Origin of the sequence: Myxococcus sp. AM009 (assembly GCF_013372605.1) — a bacterium.
Taxonomy (GTDB): Bacteria; Myxococcota; Myxococcia; order Myxococcales; family Myxococcaceae; genus Myxococcus; species Myxococcus vastator.
In genome coordinates this window covers 1-15286 of sequence record NZ_JABXEP010000084.1, presented here as the reverse complement: position 1 = coordinate 15286, position 15286 = coordinate 1, and the positions used below count along the sequence as shown (strand labels likewise).

15 protein-coding genes are annotated in these 15286 nt (G+C 71.0%); 1 reads left to right on the top strand and 14 read right to left on the bottom strand.

The window, feature by feature from the left end; translation table 11 throughout:
* Window positions 1-56: 56 nt before the first annotated feature.
* The 12 genes from HV824_RS21065 to HV824_RS21010 form a co-directional block, all read right to left on the bottom strand.
* A complete protein-coding gene (locus HV824_RS21065; protein WP_176424058.1) occupies window positions 57-1130 on the bottom strand; it encodes an oxidoreductase in 1074 nt (357 codons plus the stop codon).
* A gap of 127 nt (window positions 1131-1257) precedes the next feature.
* Window positions 1258-2451, bottom strand: a complete 1194-nt coding sequence (locus HV824_RS21060) for a hypothetical protein (protein WP_176420476.1) — start codon at window positions 2449-2451, stop codon at window positions 1258-1260.
* Complete coding sequence (locus tag HV824_RS21055; RefSeq protein ID WP_176424057.1) at window positions 2448-3017, bottom strand: cytochrome c; 570 nt, start codon at window positions 3015-3017, stop codon at window positions 2448-2450. Before HV824_RS21055 ends, HV824_RS21060 begins: the two co-directional genes overlap by 4 nt.
* A complete protein-coding gene (locus HV824_RS21050; protein WP_176424056.1) occupies window positions 3014-3535 on the bottom strand; it encodes a DUF3341 domain-containing protein in 522 nt (173 codons plus the stop codon). The genes HV824_RS21055 and HV824_RS21050 overlap by 4 nt, the downstream gene beginning before the upstream one ends.
* A complete protein-coding gene (gene nrfD / locus HV824_RS21045) occupies window positions 3532-4980 on the bottom strand; it encodes an NrfD/PsrC family molybdoenzyme membrane anchor subunit (protein ID WP_176424055.1) in 1449 nt (482 codons plus the stop codon). The genes HV824_RS21050 and nrfD overlap by 4 nt, the downstream gene beginning before the upstream one ends.
* Window positions 4977-7943, bottom strand: a complete 2967-nt coding sequence (locus HV824_RS21040) for a TAT-variant-translocated molybdopterin oxidoreductase (protein WP_176424054.1) — start codon at window positions 7941-7943, stop codon at window positions 4977-4979. Before HV824_RS21040 ends, nrfD begins: the two co-directional genes overlap by 4 nt.
* Before the next feature lie 12 nt (window positions 7944-7955).
* On the bottom strand, window positions 7956-8573 hold the full coding sequence (locus HV824_RS21035) for a cytochrome c3 family protein (RefSeq protein ID WP_176424053.1): 618 nt from the start codon (window positions 8571-8573) through the stop codon (window positions 7956-7958).
* 18 nt (window positions 8574-8591) lie between these two features.
* Window positions 8592-9200 (bottom strand): respiratory nitrate reductase subunit gamma, encoded by a 609-nt coding sequence (locus tag HV824_RS21030; RefSeq protein ID WP_176424052.1) that lies wholly within the window; start codon window positions 9198-9200, stop codon window positions 8592-8594.
* A complete protein-coding gene (locus HV824_RS21025; RefSeq protein ID WP_176420483.1) occupies window positions 9197-10039 on the bottom strand; it encodes a c-type cytochrome in 843 nt (280 codons plus the stop codon). The genes HV824_RS21030 and HV824_RS21025 overlap by 4 nt, the downstream gene beginning before the upstream one ends.
* Before the next feature lie 183 nt (window positions 10040-10222).
* Window positions 10223-10621: a hypothetical protein gene (locus HV824_RS21020; protein ID WP_176420484.1), complete on the bottom strand. Its 399-nt coding sequence runs from the start codon at window positions 10619-10621 to the stop codon at window positions 10223-10225.
* Between the two features lie 41 nt (window positions 10622-10662).
* Complete coding sequence (locus tag HV824_RS21015; RefSeq protein ID WP_176420485.1) at window positions 10663-11772, bottom strand: cytochrome-c peroxidase; 1110 nt, start codon at window positions 11770-11772, stop codon at window positions 10663-10665.
* A 235-nt stretch (window positions 11773-12007) separates the two neighbouring features.
* Entirely contained in the window at window positions 12008-12817 is an 810-nt protein-coding gene (locus HV824_RS21010; protein WP_176420486.1) for a hypothetical protein, read from the bottom strand.
* Between the two features lie 72 nt (window positions 12818-12889).
* Here HV824_RS21010 and HV824_RS21005 point away from each other — a divergent pair, with 72 nt between their 5' ends.
* The gene (locus HV824_RS21005) at window positions 12890-14038 is read left to right on the top strand and encodes an acyltransferase (RefSeq protein ID WP_176420487.1); all 1149 of its coding nucleotides are present in this window, start codon (window positions 12890-12892) and stop codon (window positions 14036-14038) included.
* 15 nt (window positions 14039-14053) lie between these two features.
* On the opposite strand, the gene HV824_RS21000 is transcribed toward HV824_RS21005, so the two are convergent.
* Together HV824_RS21000 and HV824_RS20995 are read right to left on the bottom strand one after the other, a co-directional pair.
* Window positions 14054-14617 carry an FxsA family protein gene (locus tag HV824_RS21000; RefSeq protein ID WP_176424051.1) on the bottom strand — a complete coding sequence of 188 codons (564 nt, stop codon included), beginning with the start codon at window positions 14615-14617 and terminating at the stop codon, window positions 14054-14056.
* A gap of 51 nt (window positions 14618-14668) precedes the next feature.
* A complete protein-coding gene (locus tag HV824_RS20995; protein ID WP_176420489.1) occupies window positions 14669-15199 on the bottom strand; it encodes a hypothetical protein in 531 nt (176 codons plus the stop codon).
* Between the last annotated feature and the right edge of the window lie 87 nt (window positions 15200-15286).

Here is a 15286-nt window from a genome sequence, read left to right as displayed (position 1 = left end):
TGCGCGAATCAAGCAGCGCCTGCACCGAAAACGCCGAACTGCCCGTGCCGCGCGAATCAATCCACGCCCGCGTCGAAGGCAGCGCGCTCCTCCGCTGTGAGCGCCAGCGGCTGGGCACGGCCGCTCGCCTGCGCCTCGATGCCCGCCTCCAGCACCGCCTGGACGGCCACGGCCTGGATGGGCGTCACGGGATTGCGTGCGCCGCCCAGGAGCGCATCCCGGATGCCCGCGTAGTACTGCCGGTAGTCCCCTGCCGAAGCGACGGTGGGCGCGCCATGCTGCCCATGCAGCGAAGCGTCGTGCCAGGCGAGCCCTTCGGGTGGGCCGCCCATTACCAGACGAGGAACCTGTTGCTCCCTGCCCAACGTGAGCCACGAGCCCCGTGAGCCATGCACGGCGAAGCGAGGCGTCATCGCCGCGATGCTCATGGACGCCTGGAGCACCACCCGCCGCCGGGGATAGGCCAGCGTGTACTGGAACCAGTCATCCACGAAGGCGCCCTCGCGCAGGGCTTCGCGAGTACCGGCCACGGACTCCGGCAATCCAAACAGGTGCAGCGCCTGGTCCACGAGGTGCGGCCCCAGGTCGAACCACACGCCCGCGCCCGGCACCACCTGTTCCCGCCACTGCTTGCGGACCTCCGGACGGAACCGGTCGAAGCGCGACTCGACATGCGCGACGTGGCCCAGCGTGCCCTCCGCGAGCAGCGCCTTCAGCGCCTGGAAGTCGGTGTCCCATCGCCGGTTGTGGAACACCGAGAGCAGCAGGTCACGCGACGCCGCCAGGGCCCGCAGCGCGCGGGCTTCGGCAAGGGTGATGGTGAAGGGCTTGTCGACGACGACGTGCTTCCCCGCCTTGAGCGCGGCCTCCGCCAATGGCGCGTGAAGGTCATTCGCCGTGGCGATGACGACCAGGTCCACGTCGGGGTGCGTCGCCCCGGCCTCATGCGAGTCGCAGCGGGTGACCTGCGGCAACGTGGAGCGCACCGCCTCTTCCTGGCGCGAGGCGACGACCTGGAGCACCAGTCCGTCCACGCCTTGAATCAGCGGCGTGTGGATGTGCCTGCCCGCGATGCCATAGCCCAACAAGGCCACTCGGAGGGGTGCTCGTCCAGGAGAGGAAAAGGCCATGACGCAGCCTACCGTGGAAAGGGCAACGCCGCCCGTCGAGGAGGACGGGCGGCGTCGCGGTCGGGAGCGGGCTTCCGGGGAGTCCTCGGCACCGAGGCTTCCACCGCTCCTTTTCTCTGAAACGGGCTCAGGTGTGGTGGTGCAGGCTCTCCACCAGGTACGGGTCACCCACCGGCAACATGGGCGTGGAGCGCACGGTGCGCGTCACCGCCAGTGTGAAGAGCGCGGCCATGCCCACGAAGCCGGCCAGCTCGAACACACCCAGCGCGACGCCGTCTGGTTGATTGCCGGGCACCACCATCAGGTACAGGTCCAACCAGCGCCCCACCAGAAGGATGGCCGCCACGCGCAGCAGGTGAGACGGATTGCGCTTCGCGGGCCGAGGCAACAGCAGCACGAAGGGCAGCGCCCAGTTGAGCGCGACGTTCAGATAGAAGGCCACCGCCCACGTCCCGTGCAGCCGGGTGACGAAGTAGACCGTCTCCTCCGGGATGTTCGCGTACCAGATGAGCAGGTATTGCGAGAACCACAGGTAGGCCCACAACGTGGCGAAGGCAAACATCAACTTTCCCAAATCGTGCAGGTGGCTGGTGTTGAGCTGCGGCAGCGCGCCCGCGCGGTGGAGCAGAATCGCCGCGATGGTCATGGCACACACCGTGGAGCTGAGCAGGCCCGCGAAGTTGTAGAGCGCGTAGATGGTGCTGAACCAGTGCGGCTCCAACGTCATCAGCCAGTCGAACGCGGCCAGGCAGAAGGTCAGCGCGAAGAGCACCAGGAACACCGCCGACACCTTCACGTTGCGCCCAGCCAGCTCCGGCGAGCGCTCCGCGTCCTGCCGCAGGGAGATGCGCCGCAACATCCAGGTGAAGCCCACCCACACCGCCAGCATCACCCCCATGCGCGCCGCGAAGAAGGGCACGTTGAGGAAGGCGGCCTTCTCATGCAGCAGGTGGTCCGTTTCCATGACGCCCGGCTTCGCCCACGGGTACAGCGAGGACACGAAGGGCAGCAGCGCCAGAATCGTCACCGCGCCCCAGGGCACGTAGGCGGCGAAGGCCTCGGGGATGCGCTTGAACACGGTGAACCACCCCGCGTTCGCCACGTACATCAGCGCCAGGAACACCGCGCCGCCCAGGCCCAGGCACAGGAAGTAGAAGCCGCTGGTGAGCAGGCTCGTCAGGGCACGCTCGCGCGCGATGGCCAGGCCCGCCACCAGGATGCCCAGGCCCGCGCCGGCCAGCACCTGCGCCGCGCGGTGCACGGCGGGAGGAACCTCGAAGCCAGCCGCCGGGGCGGTGGTCACTTCATGCAGAGCACTCATGGCACGTCCTTCCGCGACGTCCGCGCGGGGTCCTGCAAGGTCCGGACGTAGTGGACAATCTTCCACCGGTCCTCCGGAGCCACCTGCGAGCCATGGGCCGGCATCAGCCCCTGCCCGTGGGTGATGATGTGGAACACCTGCCCGTCGGGGAGCTGCTTCGCGTGCTCCGCCAGCAGCGACGGCGGCATGGGGAAGCGCGCGGTGACGAGCCCGTCGCCCAGGCCCTCCGTGCCGTGACACGGCCCGCAGTAGCGCGTGAAGGTCACCTTCCCCCGCGCCAGCACCTCTGGCGAGGCCGGGTACGGATTCTGAAACTCCCGCCCCGCGCGTGCAGCCTCCTCCGGCCCCGCGGCCAGGTGCAGCGGCTGGTGGCCTCGCGGCACCGTCCCCTTCACCGGCGCCAGCAGCGTCTTGCCGTCCACCGTGACGGGGTTGGCCGCGAAGGTGTCGAACGGCACGGACGACACCATGTCCGGCGCGTATTCGAAGTTGGGCCGAGTCTCGTCCTGCTCGCAGCCCGTGAGGGCCAGCCCCAGCACCACCGCGCCCACGTGAAGCCTCTTCACGACGCCACCTCCAACAGGTCCGTCGCCACCGCGCCGTGGCGGCGCATCAGGTCCTCGGCCGCGTCCAGCTCCGAGGGGGCCTCACGCGGCGCCACCGCGATGGCGAACCGGTCATCCGTGACACGCGGGAGCACCGAGCGGCGGCTCCCGGGGAAGAGCTTCGCCCGCACCAGGAAGGCCGCCACCGTCGCCAGCGCCGCGAACAGCACCGTCAGCTCGAAGGTCACGGGGATGAACGCCGGGAACGAGTTGAACGGCTTGCCGCCCACGTTGAGGGGCCAGCTCACCACGCTGGTGTAGTACTGGAGCGACAGCGCCAGCGTGCAGCCCAGGAGGCCCGCGCCGAAGCACACCCAGGTGAGGCGGCTGGGCTTGAGGCCCATGGCGTCATCCAGCCCGTGCACCGCGTACGGCGTGTACACGTCATGGAGGACGAAGCCCGCCTCGCGCACCGCCCGGGTGGCGTCCAGCACCTGCGCCTCACTGTCGAAGTAGCCGATGAGAACCGGGGCGCTCATACGGGTGCGTCCTTTCGAATGGCGATGGCCACGGGGTGCGCCTCCTCGGCGACCGGCTTCGCGGGCGGGTGCGGCTGGGCGTCATGGCCTTCGCGAGCGAAGCCCAGCACGCTCTTCACCTCGCCGATGGAGATGATGGGCAGCACGCGGACGAAGAGCAGGAACAGCGTGAAGAAGAGGCCGAAGGTCCCGATGAAGGTGCCCACCTCCACCATCGTCGGCGTGTACATGGCCCAGCTCGACGGCAGGAAGTCGCGGTGGAGGCTGGTGACGATGATGACGAAGCGCTCGAACCACATGCCCACGTTGATGACCAGCGACAGGACGAAGATGGCCGCGGGCGAGGTGCGAACCTTCTTGAACCAGAAGAGGTGCGGCGACACCACGTTGCACGTCACCATGATCCAATACGCCCACGCGTAGGGCCCGAAGGCGCGGTTCATGAAGGCGAAGCGCTCGTAGGGGTTGCCGGAGTACCAGGCGATGAAGAACTCCGTCGCGTACGCCAGCGACACCAGGCCGCCCGTGACGATGATGATCTTCGTCATGTTCTCCAGGTGGCGCAGGGTGATGAGGTGCTCGTAGCCCAGCACCACGCGGGTGATGATCATCAGCGTCAGCACCATGGCGAAGCCGCTGAACACCGCGCCCGCGACGAAGTACGGCGGGAAGATGGTGGTGTGCCAGCCGGGGATGACCGACGTGGCGAAGTCCATGGAGACGATGGTGTGCACGCTGAGCACCAGCGGCGTCGCCAGGCCCGCCAGCAGCAGGTACACCGTCTCGTAGCGGCTCCACGTCCGGTGCGAGCCCGTCCACCCCAGCGACATCACCTTGAAGACGGCCTTGCGCAGCCCCGCCTTCGCCCTGTCGCGCACCGTGGCCAGGTCCGGAATCAGGCCCACGTACCAGAACACCGCTGACACGGTGAAGTACGTGGAGATGGCGAACACGTCCCACAAGAGCGGCGAGCGGAAGTTCACCCACAGGCTGCCGCGGTCGTTCGGATAGGGCAGCACCCAGAAGGCCAGCCACGGCCGCCCCAGATGGATGATGGGATAGAGCGCCGCGCACATGACGGCGAACAGCGTCATCGCCTCCGCCGCGCGGTTGATGCTGGTGCGCCACTTCTGCCGGAAGAGGAAGAGGATGGCGGAGATGAGCGTGCCGGCGTGGCCGATGCCCACCCAGAACACGAAGTTGGTGATGTCGAAGCCCCAGCCGACGCTCTTGTTCAGGCCCCAGGTGCCAATGCCCGTGCCCACCTGGTAGGCGACGATGCCGGCGCCCATGCCGAGCACGGACACCGCGATGCCAAACGCCACCCACCACTTCCACGTGGGGGCCCGCTCCATGGGGGCGCAGATCTCCTCGGTGAGCTGGCCCATGGAGCGCGGCTCGGTGACGAGCGGTTCGCGCAGCGGGGACAGATGCGGGTTGCTCATGTGCCGCTTCCCGACCCGGTGTTCCGGATCTTCGTGAGGTAGGTGATGGACGACCCGATGTTCAGCTCCTCCAGCAACCGGAACGCGCGCCCGTCCTTCGCGAGCCGCGCCACCTGGCTGTCCGCGTCGTTCACGTCACCGAAGTGGATGGCCTTCGCCGGGCAGCTCTGCTGGCACGCCGTCTGGATGTCCCCGTCACGCAGCGGGCGGCCCTCCCGGTTCGCGGCGGCCTTGGACTCCTGGATGCGCTGCACGCACAGGGAGCACTTCTCCATGACGCCCCGGCTGCGCACCACGACGTCCGGGTTGAGCACCATCCGCTCCAGCGGCTCGGCGTGCTCGGCGTCGAACCAGTTGAAGCGGCGGACCTTCGTGGGGCAGTTGTTGGCGCAGTACCGCGTCCCCACGCAGCGGTTGTAGACCTGCTGGTTGAGGCCCTCGCTGGAGTGCACCGTGGCCAACACCGGGCACACCGTCTCGCACGGCGCATTCTCACAGTGCTGGCACATCATCGGCTGGTGGACGACCTGGGGATTGGCCTCGTCGCCCTGGTAGTACCGGTCGATGCGCATCCAGTGCATCTCCCGTCGGCGCAGCACCTCCTCGCGCCCCACGCTGGGGATGTTGTTCTCCGCCTGGCACGACACCACGCAGGCCGAGCACCCCGTGCAGGCGCTCAGGTCCACCGCCAGCGCCCAGCGGTGCCCCTTGTACTCGTGCCCCGACCACAGGGAGAGCGAGTGCCCTCCCCCGCCGTGCCCCGCCTGCACCTCATTGCCCGCGCGTGGGTTGGCCAGGAAGGCGGCCAGCTCCGCCTCGCGCACGTGCGGCCGTCCCTCCAGCCGGTGGTGCGTCTGCGTCAGCGCCAGGGGCTGCTGCGCGCCCGTGGCTCGCACCGTGACGCCGGGCACCGTGCGCCGCGCGCGTCCGTCCACCACCGCCGACAGCGGGTAGCCGTTGACGCCAATGCCGTCCGCCACGCGCCCGGCCTGCGTGCGGCCGTAGCCCACCGCCACCGCGATGACGGAGGGGTGCGTCCCCGCCTGCACCAGCACGGGCACCGACAGCGTCGCGCTCCCCGCCCGCACCTGGACGACGTCGCCGTCCTTCAGTCCCAGCGCCTTCGCGCGGGATGGGGCGATGCACGCCGGGTTGCCCCACGTCACCTTGGTGATGGGGTCCGCCACCTCCTGGAGCCAGGCGTTGTTCGCGGGGGCACCGTCACGCAGCGCCACCGTGGGGTACAGCATCAGCTCCCACTCCGCGGCATGGCGAGCCACGCCGGCCAGCGCCTTCGCCAGCCCGTCCTCTCGGAAGGCGGGGGCTTCCGCCGCGGCGGCGCTGAGCGTCACCACGCCCCGGCGGAGGGCATCGTCCCAGAAGGCGCTGAAGCCCTGCCCCAGGCCGCTGGCCCGAGGGAAGACCTCCGCCTCCCAGCGCGCGCGGAGGAAGTCGTAGTGCGGCTGGGGCGCTCCCGCCCACTGGAGCAGCGACTCCACGCCGCTGCGCGTCTCGTGCAGCGGCGCCACCGCGGGCTGGCGCAGGGACACGACACCCCGGCGCACCTCCGCGTCGCCCCACGACTCCAGCGCGGTGGCCTCCGGTGCATGGAGGCCCACGTGCACGGCCGTCTCGTCCCGCCGGTCGCTGGTGGACAGCGTGAGCGGCACGTCCTTCAGCAGCGCCGCCAGCTCCGCGCCGCGCGGGTCGCTGTAGACGGGATTGGCGCCCATGAAGAGCACCGCGCCCACGGCGCCCGCGCGCAGCTCCGTCAGCAGCGTCCCCAAGGGCAGCGCGTCCGCGTCCAGCGTTGTGCCGTCCGCCAGCGACACCGTGTGGCCCTCGCAGCCCAGCAGCGCGTTGGCGGTGTTGGCCAGCACCTGCGTGGCCACGTCATCGCCGCCCGCCACCACCAGTGCGTCATGGCGCTGGGCCCACAGCGCGTCCGCGAGCTCCACCCTCGCGGCCTCGTCCAGCGCGGGCGGCGGCAGCGGCGGCAGTCCCGGCACCTGCCGGCCCGCCTTCACCGCCAGCCGCCGCACCAGGTCCGCCAGCACCAGCGCCAGGTCGGAGGGCGCCACCACGAAGCGGCGGTCCGCGGCGGCGCCAGTGAGCGTCATCACCGGCTCCACCTGGAAGTGCCGCGACATCGTCCGGCGCCGGGCCGCGTCGCGCGACTCCGCGTACTGCCGGGTGAAGGCCACGGGCGACACCCACGTCCCCAGGAAGTCCGCGCCGAAGCTGGCGATGACAGCGGCCTTGTCGAAGCGGTAGTCCGGCACGGCGCGCACGCCGTGCGTGACGCGGTGGGCGTCGGCGATGGCGGACAGCTCGCCCAGGGCCTCGTCGCGCACGGTGCGCGCGGTGGGGTACGCGGCCAGGAAGCGCTTCACGGCCGCCTCCGCAGTGGGGCCCAGGTGCCAGGGCAACACCACGCGGATGCCCTTCCCCGCCTCGGTGGCCTCGCGCAGGGCCTGCGTGACGTCCGCGTCCAGGTCCGTCCAGGACACGCGCGTGGCGCCGCGAGTGGGGTAGCGGGCGCGGCTCGCGTCGTAGAGCGACAGCACCGACGCCTGGCCCACCGCGCACACGCCGCCTCGCGACACGGGGTGCTCGTCGTTGCCCTCCACCTTGATGGGGCGGCCGTCGCGCGTCTTCAGCAGCAGGCCGCACCGGGCGCCGCACCCGTCGCAGGTGGACGCGTACCAGAGCGCCAGTCCCGGCGTGACTTCATCCGGACGCGCCACGTAGGGGATGATTTGCTGCACCGGCGCGCGCTGGCAGGCCACCATGGCCGCCGCGGCGCTCAGGCCCATCAGCTTGAAGAAGTCACGGCGGGTGTTCGCCTCCGGAGGCGTGGCGGCGACGCCCACGGGGAGCGGCTCCGCGAATTCGTCGTGCGCGCCAAGGTCACCAGCGCGCTCCGCCAGGCTCTGCCAGTACTTGGGAAGTGGGTCGGACATGGATGGGACTCCTCAGCGGTGGCAGCTCGAACAGTCCGTGGGGGGCTGCAGGATTCGAGGGGCCTTCAGCGGCTCCGGTGCGGGCGCGCCGGACGACAGGGCCAACAGCTCGCCAGCGCGGGGCGCGGAGGGCGGCGGCGCGGACACCTGCTTCGCCGCCGTGTCGCGGTGGCAGTCCAGGCACCAGCCCATCGTCATGCGCTCCTGCTGCTCCACGCGCACCATCTCCTGCACGGGCCCGTGGCACGTCTGGCACGCCAGGCCCGCGCCCACGTGGCTGGCGTGGTTGAAGTACGCGTGGTCCGGCAGGCGGTGGATGCGCACCCACGCCAGCGGCTCGTTCTCCGCCACCGCGGCCGCGACCTTCTTGATTTCGGGCGAGTCCGTCTTCACCTGCGTGTGGCAGTTCATGCACACGCTGGTGGAGGGCACGCCGGCGTGGCGGCTCTGCTCCGCGCCCACGTGGCAGTACTGGCAATCCAGGCCGTACTGCCCGGCGTGGACGGCGTGGGAGAAGGCCACGGGCTGCTCGGGCATGTAGCCCTGCTGGTTGTTCACCGGGCCGCTGCACCCCGCCAGGTAGAGCGCGGCCAGGGCACGGAATGGAAAGCGAGTCGAGGCGTCTTTCATGACGGGTGTGCCGCCGCGTCAGCGGGCGGTCTCCTCCCGGGGCGTGACGAGCAGGGGCGCGGCGAGGTGTTCGGGTCGCGCGCGGATGAAGAGCGCCAGCGCCAGCACCACCATGCCGGACAGGGTGTGGAGCTGGACGATGAAGGGCGCCTGCGCCAGCAGCGACGCGTCCGGCTGGAAGGCCAGCACCGAGCGCAGGTACGGCACCACCACGTGGACATACCAGGCCGAGCCCCAGCGCAGCGCCACCGCCAGGTAGAGGCCGGAGCACGACTGCAAGAACAGCAACCCCAGCAGCGCGGCGGTGCGCCACTGCCCTTCCCGCGCGCGGCGCAGCGTCAGGCCCACCAGGCCCCAGGCGAGCAGCAGCGCGCCAATCAGGCTCACCGCCTCCAGCGTGAAGAGGCGGCCCGGCGACGCGTTGAAGGCCTGCATCACCCGCGGCGCCAGCAGCCCCAGCAGGTGGTTGAGGGCCACGATGACGCCCCCCGCCAGCACGGCCCGTCCCGAAGACGTCCAGGGCGTGGGGGCGCTCGCGGGCGCGCGTGCCATCAGCCGGCGCGCCACGCCCGCCACGGCCGCGCCCGCCGCCACGTAGGGGATGGCGGAGAAGAGGGCTTCACTCACGGCTGACCTCGCTTGGTGTGCGCGTTGAAGGCAACGCCCATGAACCCGAGCACCGCGAGCATCCCGACGAGGCCCAGGTAGACGAAGTCCCTGTCCGCGCGAGGCTTGCTGCCGTCGCGCGACACGTCCGCGAGGTACGCCTTGAGGGCGTATTGCTCCTCCTCCTCCAGCGGGGCCTTCGCGTACAGCGCGGCCATCATCGGCGTGTCCAGCTTCGCCAGCAGGGGACGCATGCCGCGCTCGCCCATGCGCGCGAAGGCGAAGGTGAGGTTGGGCCCGAGCGTGCCGCCGCCCGCCACGCCCAGCCCGCGCACGTCATGACAGCCGAAGCAGGCGGGGCCGCCCTTCGCCAGGGCTTCGGTGCCCTCGAAGAGGCGGCGGCCTCGCGCAATCTCTTCCGACGTCGCGTCCGTGCCCGGCTTCGCCGCGGGCGAGGGCTTGCAGCCGCCCACCCCCTTGCGCGTGCAGTCGCGGAAGAAGGCGTAGAGGGCGCCGCGCTCCTCGGGGGAGAGCTGCTGGTCCGGCATGCGGATGCCGTTGAACTGCTTCAGCAGCGCGGTGGCCACCGGGTCGCCCGCGTCGATGACGGCGCCGGGGCTGGTGATGAAGCGGGTGAGCCACGCCTCGTCGCGCCGCTCCATCACGCCGTGCAGGTCCGGCCCCACGCGGTCGCCCTCGCCCACCGTGTGACAGGTGGCGCAGCGCTGCGTGAAGAGCGTGGCCCCTTGCGAGGCGCTCTGTGCTCCCGCCACTGGCGCCGCCACCAGGGCCAGCAGCGGAATGACGGGGACGAGCCCCCGCGTCAGGCGCGGTCGTCCTTCCTGGGCATGTGTCCGCATCGCCGCGTGCCCCTCCTCGAAGGGAGGCCGGGCTCACTGCCCGGCACACGCGGCACGAATTGCAATGCGAGGGCCAGAATGACGAAAGGCCAACACCCAGGCGGACATGCGTGGGGGTTCGCCTGCTGCGCGCAGCATTTGCGCCGCGCGCCGTGATTCAGCGCAGCATTTACCCGGGGCGGCTCAAATCGCCGTCGTCGTGAAGACGCCACGGCCAATGGCCATGATGCCGCCGATGATAAAGACGATGGACACGACCACGCCCACCAGCGGCAGCACGAAGGCCGGCCGCGGCTTGCGGCGGTTGATGGACAGCGTCGCCTGCGCCACGCCGGCGGCGAGCACCATCATCACGATGTGCCCGATGAGCGCCGGGTAATAGAAGCGCGTCACCAGCACGCCGACGCCCAGCAGCACCTGGAGCTGGAGCAGCCCGGAGTAGGCCGAGCCCAGGATGCGCCCCAGCTTGTCGAAGGGCTTCCGGGTGGCGAGCCCGTAGGCGAAGTACGCGAGGGCCAGGATGCCAGCCAGCAGCACCAGATAGCGGAGCCCGGAGTGGGCGTAGAAGAGCATTCGGTCCATGGGCCTCGCTGCTTAGCAACGCGCAAGGCGCCGCGCACCTTTCAAGACGGGTCCGGCTTGGGCGTCTTCGCGGTGCTGGGGGGCAGCTCGGGCGGGGCGATGAGCTCCGCGGGGGGCAGCTCCCCCGTGAGGCTCTTGAGGAAGGCGACCAGGTCGTCCACCTCCGGGTCCGTCAGCGTGCGCGCCAGCTGGTGCTTCGCCATCAGCCGCACCATCCGCGGCAGCTCCGCCACGCTGCCGTCGTGCAGGTACGGCCCCGTCTTGTCCACGTTGAGGAGCGTGGGCACGCGGAACTTGCCCCGGTCCTCCTCGTTCTTCGTGGCGTCGAAGCGGCCCGCGTCCTTCAGGCCCGGGTAGTCCTCGATGAGGCCCAGCTTCTGGAAGGAGGTGCCGCCCACGGCGGGGCCGTTGTGGCAGGTGGTGCACCCGGTGGTGGCGAAGAGCTGCAGGCCCCGCTGCTCCTGCGCGGTGAGCGCGTCGTGCTTGCCGCCCACGAAGGCGTCGAAGCGCGAGGTCGTGACGAGCTTGCGCTCGAAGGCGGCGATGGCGCGCGCGGCGTTGGCCATGCTCACCGGCTTCTTGTCACCCGGGAAGGCCTCGCGGAAGCGCTTCGTGTACTCCGGGATGGAGGTCAGCGTGGCCAGCACGCGCTTCTCATCCGGCATGGCCATCTCCACCGGATTGAGGATGGGGCCGGTGGCCTGCGCCTCCAGCGTGTCCGCGCGCCCGTCCCAGAACTGCGCGATGTGCCCGGCCGCGTTGTACACGGTGGGCGAGTTGCGCGTGCCCTTCAGCCCCTTGTGGCCGTCCGACAGCGCCTTGTTGTCCACGCCGAACGTCGTCAGGCCGTGGCAGGTGTTGCAGGACACGTCGTGGTTCTTCGACAGGCGCGGCTCGAAGTAGAGCATCCGCCCCAGCGTCACCTGGGCGTCGGTGTCCTCGGGCGGAGGCGGCGCGTCCTTGCGCCTGGGCAGCGGCTTGAAGAAGTGTGCGAGCTGCTCGGCCGTCATCGGCTTGGGCGCCGGCAGCGTCTGGGCTTCCGGCGCGGCCACGGGCGCCTCGGCGGGCGGCGGCGTGCGCTCGCACCCCGTGAGCGCGCTGACGCCTAGCGCGGACAGCGACAGCAGCGAGACCCACCGGTTCTGAATCATGGAAGCCCTCCACGGCCGCTTCGTTAGCGCGGCGCAAGCTACCAGCAAGCGGCCGCGGAGGAATGCCGCGTCGTGACATCCCCACACGTCCGCTTTCCGGACCCATCAGTCACCGGGCCGCCTCCCCGCTCCGGCAGCACTCGAACGACCAGGGCGGGCTGCGGGAATCCCGACAGCGCGCTACCTCCCAGTCTCAGGCCGCCGTGCGTGCTTCGGCCAACAGGGCCCTTGAGCCTCAGGGCCGGGCGCGCGGCGCATCGAGCGGCATCAACGAGATGACGGAGGACGGATGCGGGACGACAGCGGCGGTGGCCCGGTGGAGGACGTGGAGGTGCTCGTCTGCCGGAAGTGCCTGATGAAGGGCGGCGCGCGAGCCGGAGGCCTGGACCTGCCGCGCTGGCTCCAAGGCACGCTCACCGAACGCGGCCTGGGAGAGCAGGTCCGCGTGCTCCCCTCCGGCTGCATGAACCAGTGCCCGCGCGGCAAGGTGACCGTGCTCGTCTCCAGCGCCTCCGGCCGCGGCGGCGCCCTGGTGACGGTGGACCCGAGGCTGCATCGAGAGGAGCTGGTACAGCTCGTCGAACGCCAGGCGCGGGGCGAGCCCGCCCGGCAGGCCCCTGTCCCCAGCGACGTGGAGGCGGAGCGTGACGGGGCGACGTAGCCACGCCCGAGCCACCTGGGACGGCGTGTCGTCACGGCGGAAGACGAGCCGGTCCACCACGTACGACACCGCGAGCCCGGACGCCGTGCCCACCGCGTCCCACGCCAGGTCCTTCATCGAGAACGTCGTCCCGCGCCCCAGGTCGTGGAGCTCCTTGCCCACCCCCGCGCCCATCGCGAGCCCCGCGCCGGTGAGCCAGCGCGCGTGAGGGTTGTCGAAGAGCAGCGCGCCACCGGCGTACCCCGCGCCCGCGAGCACGAAACACGCGGCGAAGTGCTTGGGCTTGTCCGGCCCCAACCACGCATCTCCAGACGCGGCGCGCGCGCCGAGAGGGGCCAGGAAGACAAGCAACAGCAGGCTGGACAGCAGGGCATGCAGGCGCATGTCTTTCCCTGTAGCACCACACGACCCGTCAGGGTGCCCTGCCTCTCCGTGAAGGGGCGCGCTGGCGGCTTCATGCGTTTTCGAGACGCGGCCCGAGTCACGGCCTATGCTGGGGACCTCGTGAGTCAACTCGGCCCTGCCTTCACGTTCCAGCGACGAGACCCCCGCCACCCCGGGCTCGACTGCGCGCGCGGGCTCGCGGTGATGGCGATGGTCATTGGCCACACGCTGGACGCGGTGTTGTCGCCAGCCGTGCGTGCGGACGTGTGGGTCCAGCACTACTGGACCTGCCGAGGCATCACCGCGCCCCTGTTCCTGATGGTCGCCGGGTGGGCGGTGGTCGCCGCGCTGGGTTCAAAGCCCACGGCGGCCCGGGACACCTACGGCAAACGGGTGCGCCGCGCGCTGCTGCTCATCTTCCTGGGCTACCTCATGCACTGGCCCGGCTGGTCCACGGTCATCAAGCTGGGGCTGACCGAGGAGATGTTGACGAAGGTGTTCGTCTTCGACGCGCTCCAGTGCATCGGCTTCGCCCTCCTGGCGGGCGCCACGCTGTTGGCGGTGACGCCGGGGCGCTGGGGCCGCACCGTGATGCTGGTGGCGGTGGCGGTGGGCATTCCGCTGGTGAGTTTGAGCGTGCGGGCGATGAGCGAAGGCCTGCCCGGGCCGCTGACCCAGCTCATCGGCACGGGCGGCACCAGCCGCTTCGCCTTCTTCCCCTGGGCCAGCTACTTCTTCGCGGGCGCCGTGGCCGCGAGCCTGCTGGGCACCCTCCGCCCCGGCGTGCCCCAGGGACTGGCGCTGCTGATACTGGGCAGCGGGCTCTTCTGGTTCATGCGCGCGCAGCCCCAGGACTGGGGCCCCGCCAGCGCGTGGCTGGTGGCCTACCGCGTGGGCCAGGGGATGATGGTGCTGGGCGTGGTCAACATCCTGCCGCGCAAGGTCAGCGGCCTGCTGGCGCCCCTGGGCCGCCTGTCGCTGTGGGTCTACGTGCTGCACCTGCCCATCGTGTACGGCTGGTCCAGCTACGCGGGCCTGTCCAGCCGCGTGGGCCCCACCCTGACGCTTCCGGAGGGACTGGGCATCGGCGTGTCGCTGCTGGTGGCGTGCGCCCTGGTGGCCCGCCTCGGGACGTGGCTGAGGGACCAGGCCCGGCCGTGGCGCACCGGCTCCACCACGCTGGAGGCCAGCGTGGGCAGCCTGGGGCCGCGCGGGAGCTGACGTCCGGGCGGCGCGTCAGCTCCGCCTGGGCTCCTCCTCGGTGAACTCGGCGTCCACTTCCGACTGCGGGCCCTGGGGCCGGCGGGCCACGGTGCCGCCGGCGTCCGGCTCCAGGACACCGGTCCGCGGCGACCGCGGCACGGGGCCTCCGGGAAAGGGGCCGCCCCCGGAGGCGTGGAAGCCGCCGCCGAAGGTCGTGACGTGCATCGAGCCGTCGCGCACCTTGCGCTCCAGGGTGCGACGCACGCGCGCGGAGATGAGGCGCCGCACGGGCGGCAGCAGGAGCAACAGCCCCACGACGTCGGTGATGACGCCGGGGATGACGAGCAACACGCCGCCGGCCAGCACCAGCACGCCACTGAGGATGCCCTCCGCGGGCACCTGGCCGCGCGCCATGGACTCACGCCAGTGACGCAGCATCCGCCTGCCCTCCCCTCGGGAGAGCGCGGTGCCCACCAGGCCAGACACCAGCACCCAGGCGAGCGTGGGCATGGGCCCTATCTGCCGGCCAATGACCAGGAGCAGGTAGAGCTCGAGGAACGGCACCACGATGAGGGCGAGGAGGAGGTAGCGGAACACGCTCCCAAGGTAACCCTTCGAGAGGGGCCGTGCCCGTCTTCCGCCACCGCGTCAGCGCCCGCCGAGCTGGCCCACCAGGGAGTCCACCACCAGGTACAGGACCACGAAGATGCCAATGGCGATGAGGACCATGCGCGTGGAGAGCTGGAAGCCTCGGGAGCCCTCCGTCTCCAGCGCGTAGCTGCCCGCGCCCATCGCATCGGGCACGCCGGCCACCTCGCCCGCGTAGCGCGCCGTCCGGATGTACTGCTCCATCACCCCGGCGTCGTCCTTGCTGGTCAGCGAGCGGCCCAGCTGCGGGTCCACCAGCCGGACACCGGCCTCGGAGGCCAGGGCCGCCGCGGCCTCCACGGCCTCGCGCATCAGGTCCGGGCGGTCTGACAGCGGCACGCGCAGCTCGGTGGCCACCACCTGGCCACCCTCACGCAGCTCGCCGATGTCGACGTCGCCGTTCTTGAAGGACCACCTGCGCACGCCATCCTGCCGGGCGACCACACCTCGCTCGGAAAGGAGGGCATCCACCCGCGCCGCCTCGTAGGGCGAGCCCGGCGTCATCGTCTGGAGGAGCAACTCGTATCTCACGCGGGTTGCGAGTATACGCCGCGAACGCCATGTCCACCTCTTCCAAGCCCCCCTCCCCGCGCCGAAACGGCAATCGGCCCTAGGGCC

Excerpts from the sequence above, each read along its gene's own strand:
- HV824_RS21065 (WP_176424058.1), bottom strand. The coding sequence starts at position 1,130 with ATGGCCTTTTCCTCTCCTGGACGAGCACCCCTCCGAGTGGCCTTGTTG.
- HV824_RS21060 (WP_176420476.1), bottom strand. The coding sequence starts at position 2,451 with ATGAGTGCTCTGCATGAAGTGACCACCGCCCCGGCGGCTGGCTTCGAG.
- HV824_RS21050 (WP_176424056.1), bottom strand. The coding sequence starts at position 3,535 with ATGAGCGCCCCGGTTCTCATCGGCTACTTCGACAGTGAGGCGCAGGTG.
- nrfD (WP_176424055.1), bottom strand. The coding sequence starts at position 4,980 with ATGAGCAACCCGCATCTGTCCCCGCTGCGCGAACCGCTCGTCACCGAG.
- HV824_RS21040 (WP_176424054.1), bottom strand. The coding sequence starts at position 7,943 with ATGTCCGACCCACTTCCCAAGTACTGGCAGAGCCTGGCGGAGCGCGCT.
- HV824_RS21035 (WP_176424053.1), bottom strand. The coding sequence starts at position 8,573 with ATGAAAGACGCCTCGACTCGCTTTCCATTCCGTGCCCTGGCCGCGCTC.
- HV824_RS21025 (WP_176420483.1), bottom strand. The coding sequence starts at position 10,039 with ATGCGGACACATGCCCAGGAAGGACGACCGCGCCTGACGCGGGGGCTC.
- HV824_RS21020 (WP_176420484.1), bottom strand. The coding sequence starts at position 10,621 with ATGGACCGAATGCTCTTCTACGCCCACTCCGGGCTCCGCTATCTGGTG.
- HV824_RS21015 (WP_176420485.1), bottom strand. The coding sequence starts at position 11,772 with ATGATTCAGAACCGGTGGGTCTCGCTGCTGTCGCTGTCCGCGCTAGGC.
- HV824_RS21010 (WP_176420486.1), bottom strand. The coding sequence starts at position 12,817 with ATGCGCCTGCATGCCCTGCTGTCCAGCCTGCTGTTGCTTGTCTTCCTG.
- HV824_RS21005 (WP_176420487.1), top strand. The coding sequence starts at position 12,890 with ATGCGTTTTCGAGACGCGGCCCGAGTCACGGCCTATGCTGGGGACCTC.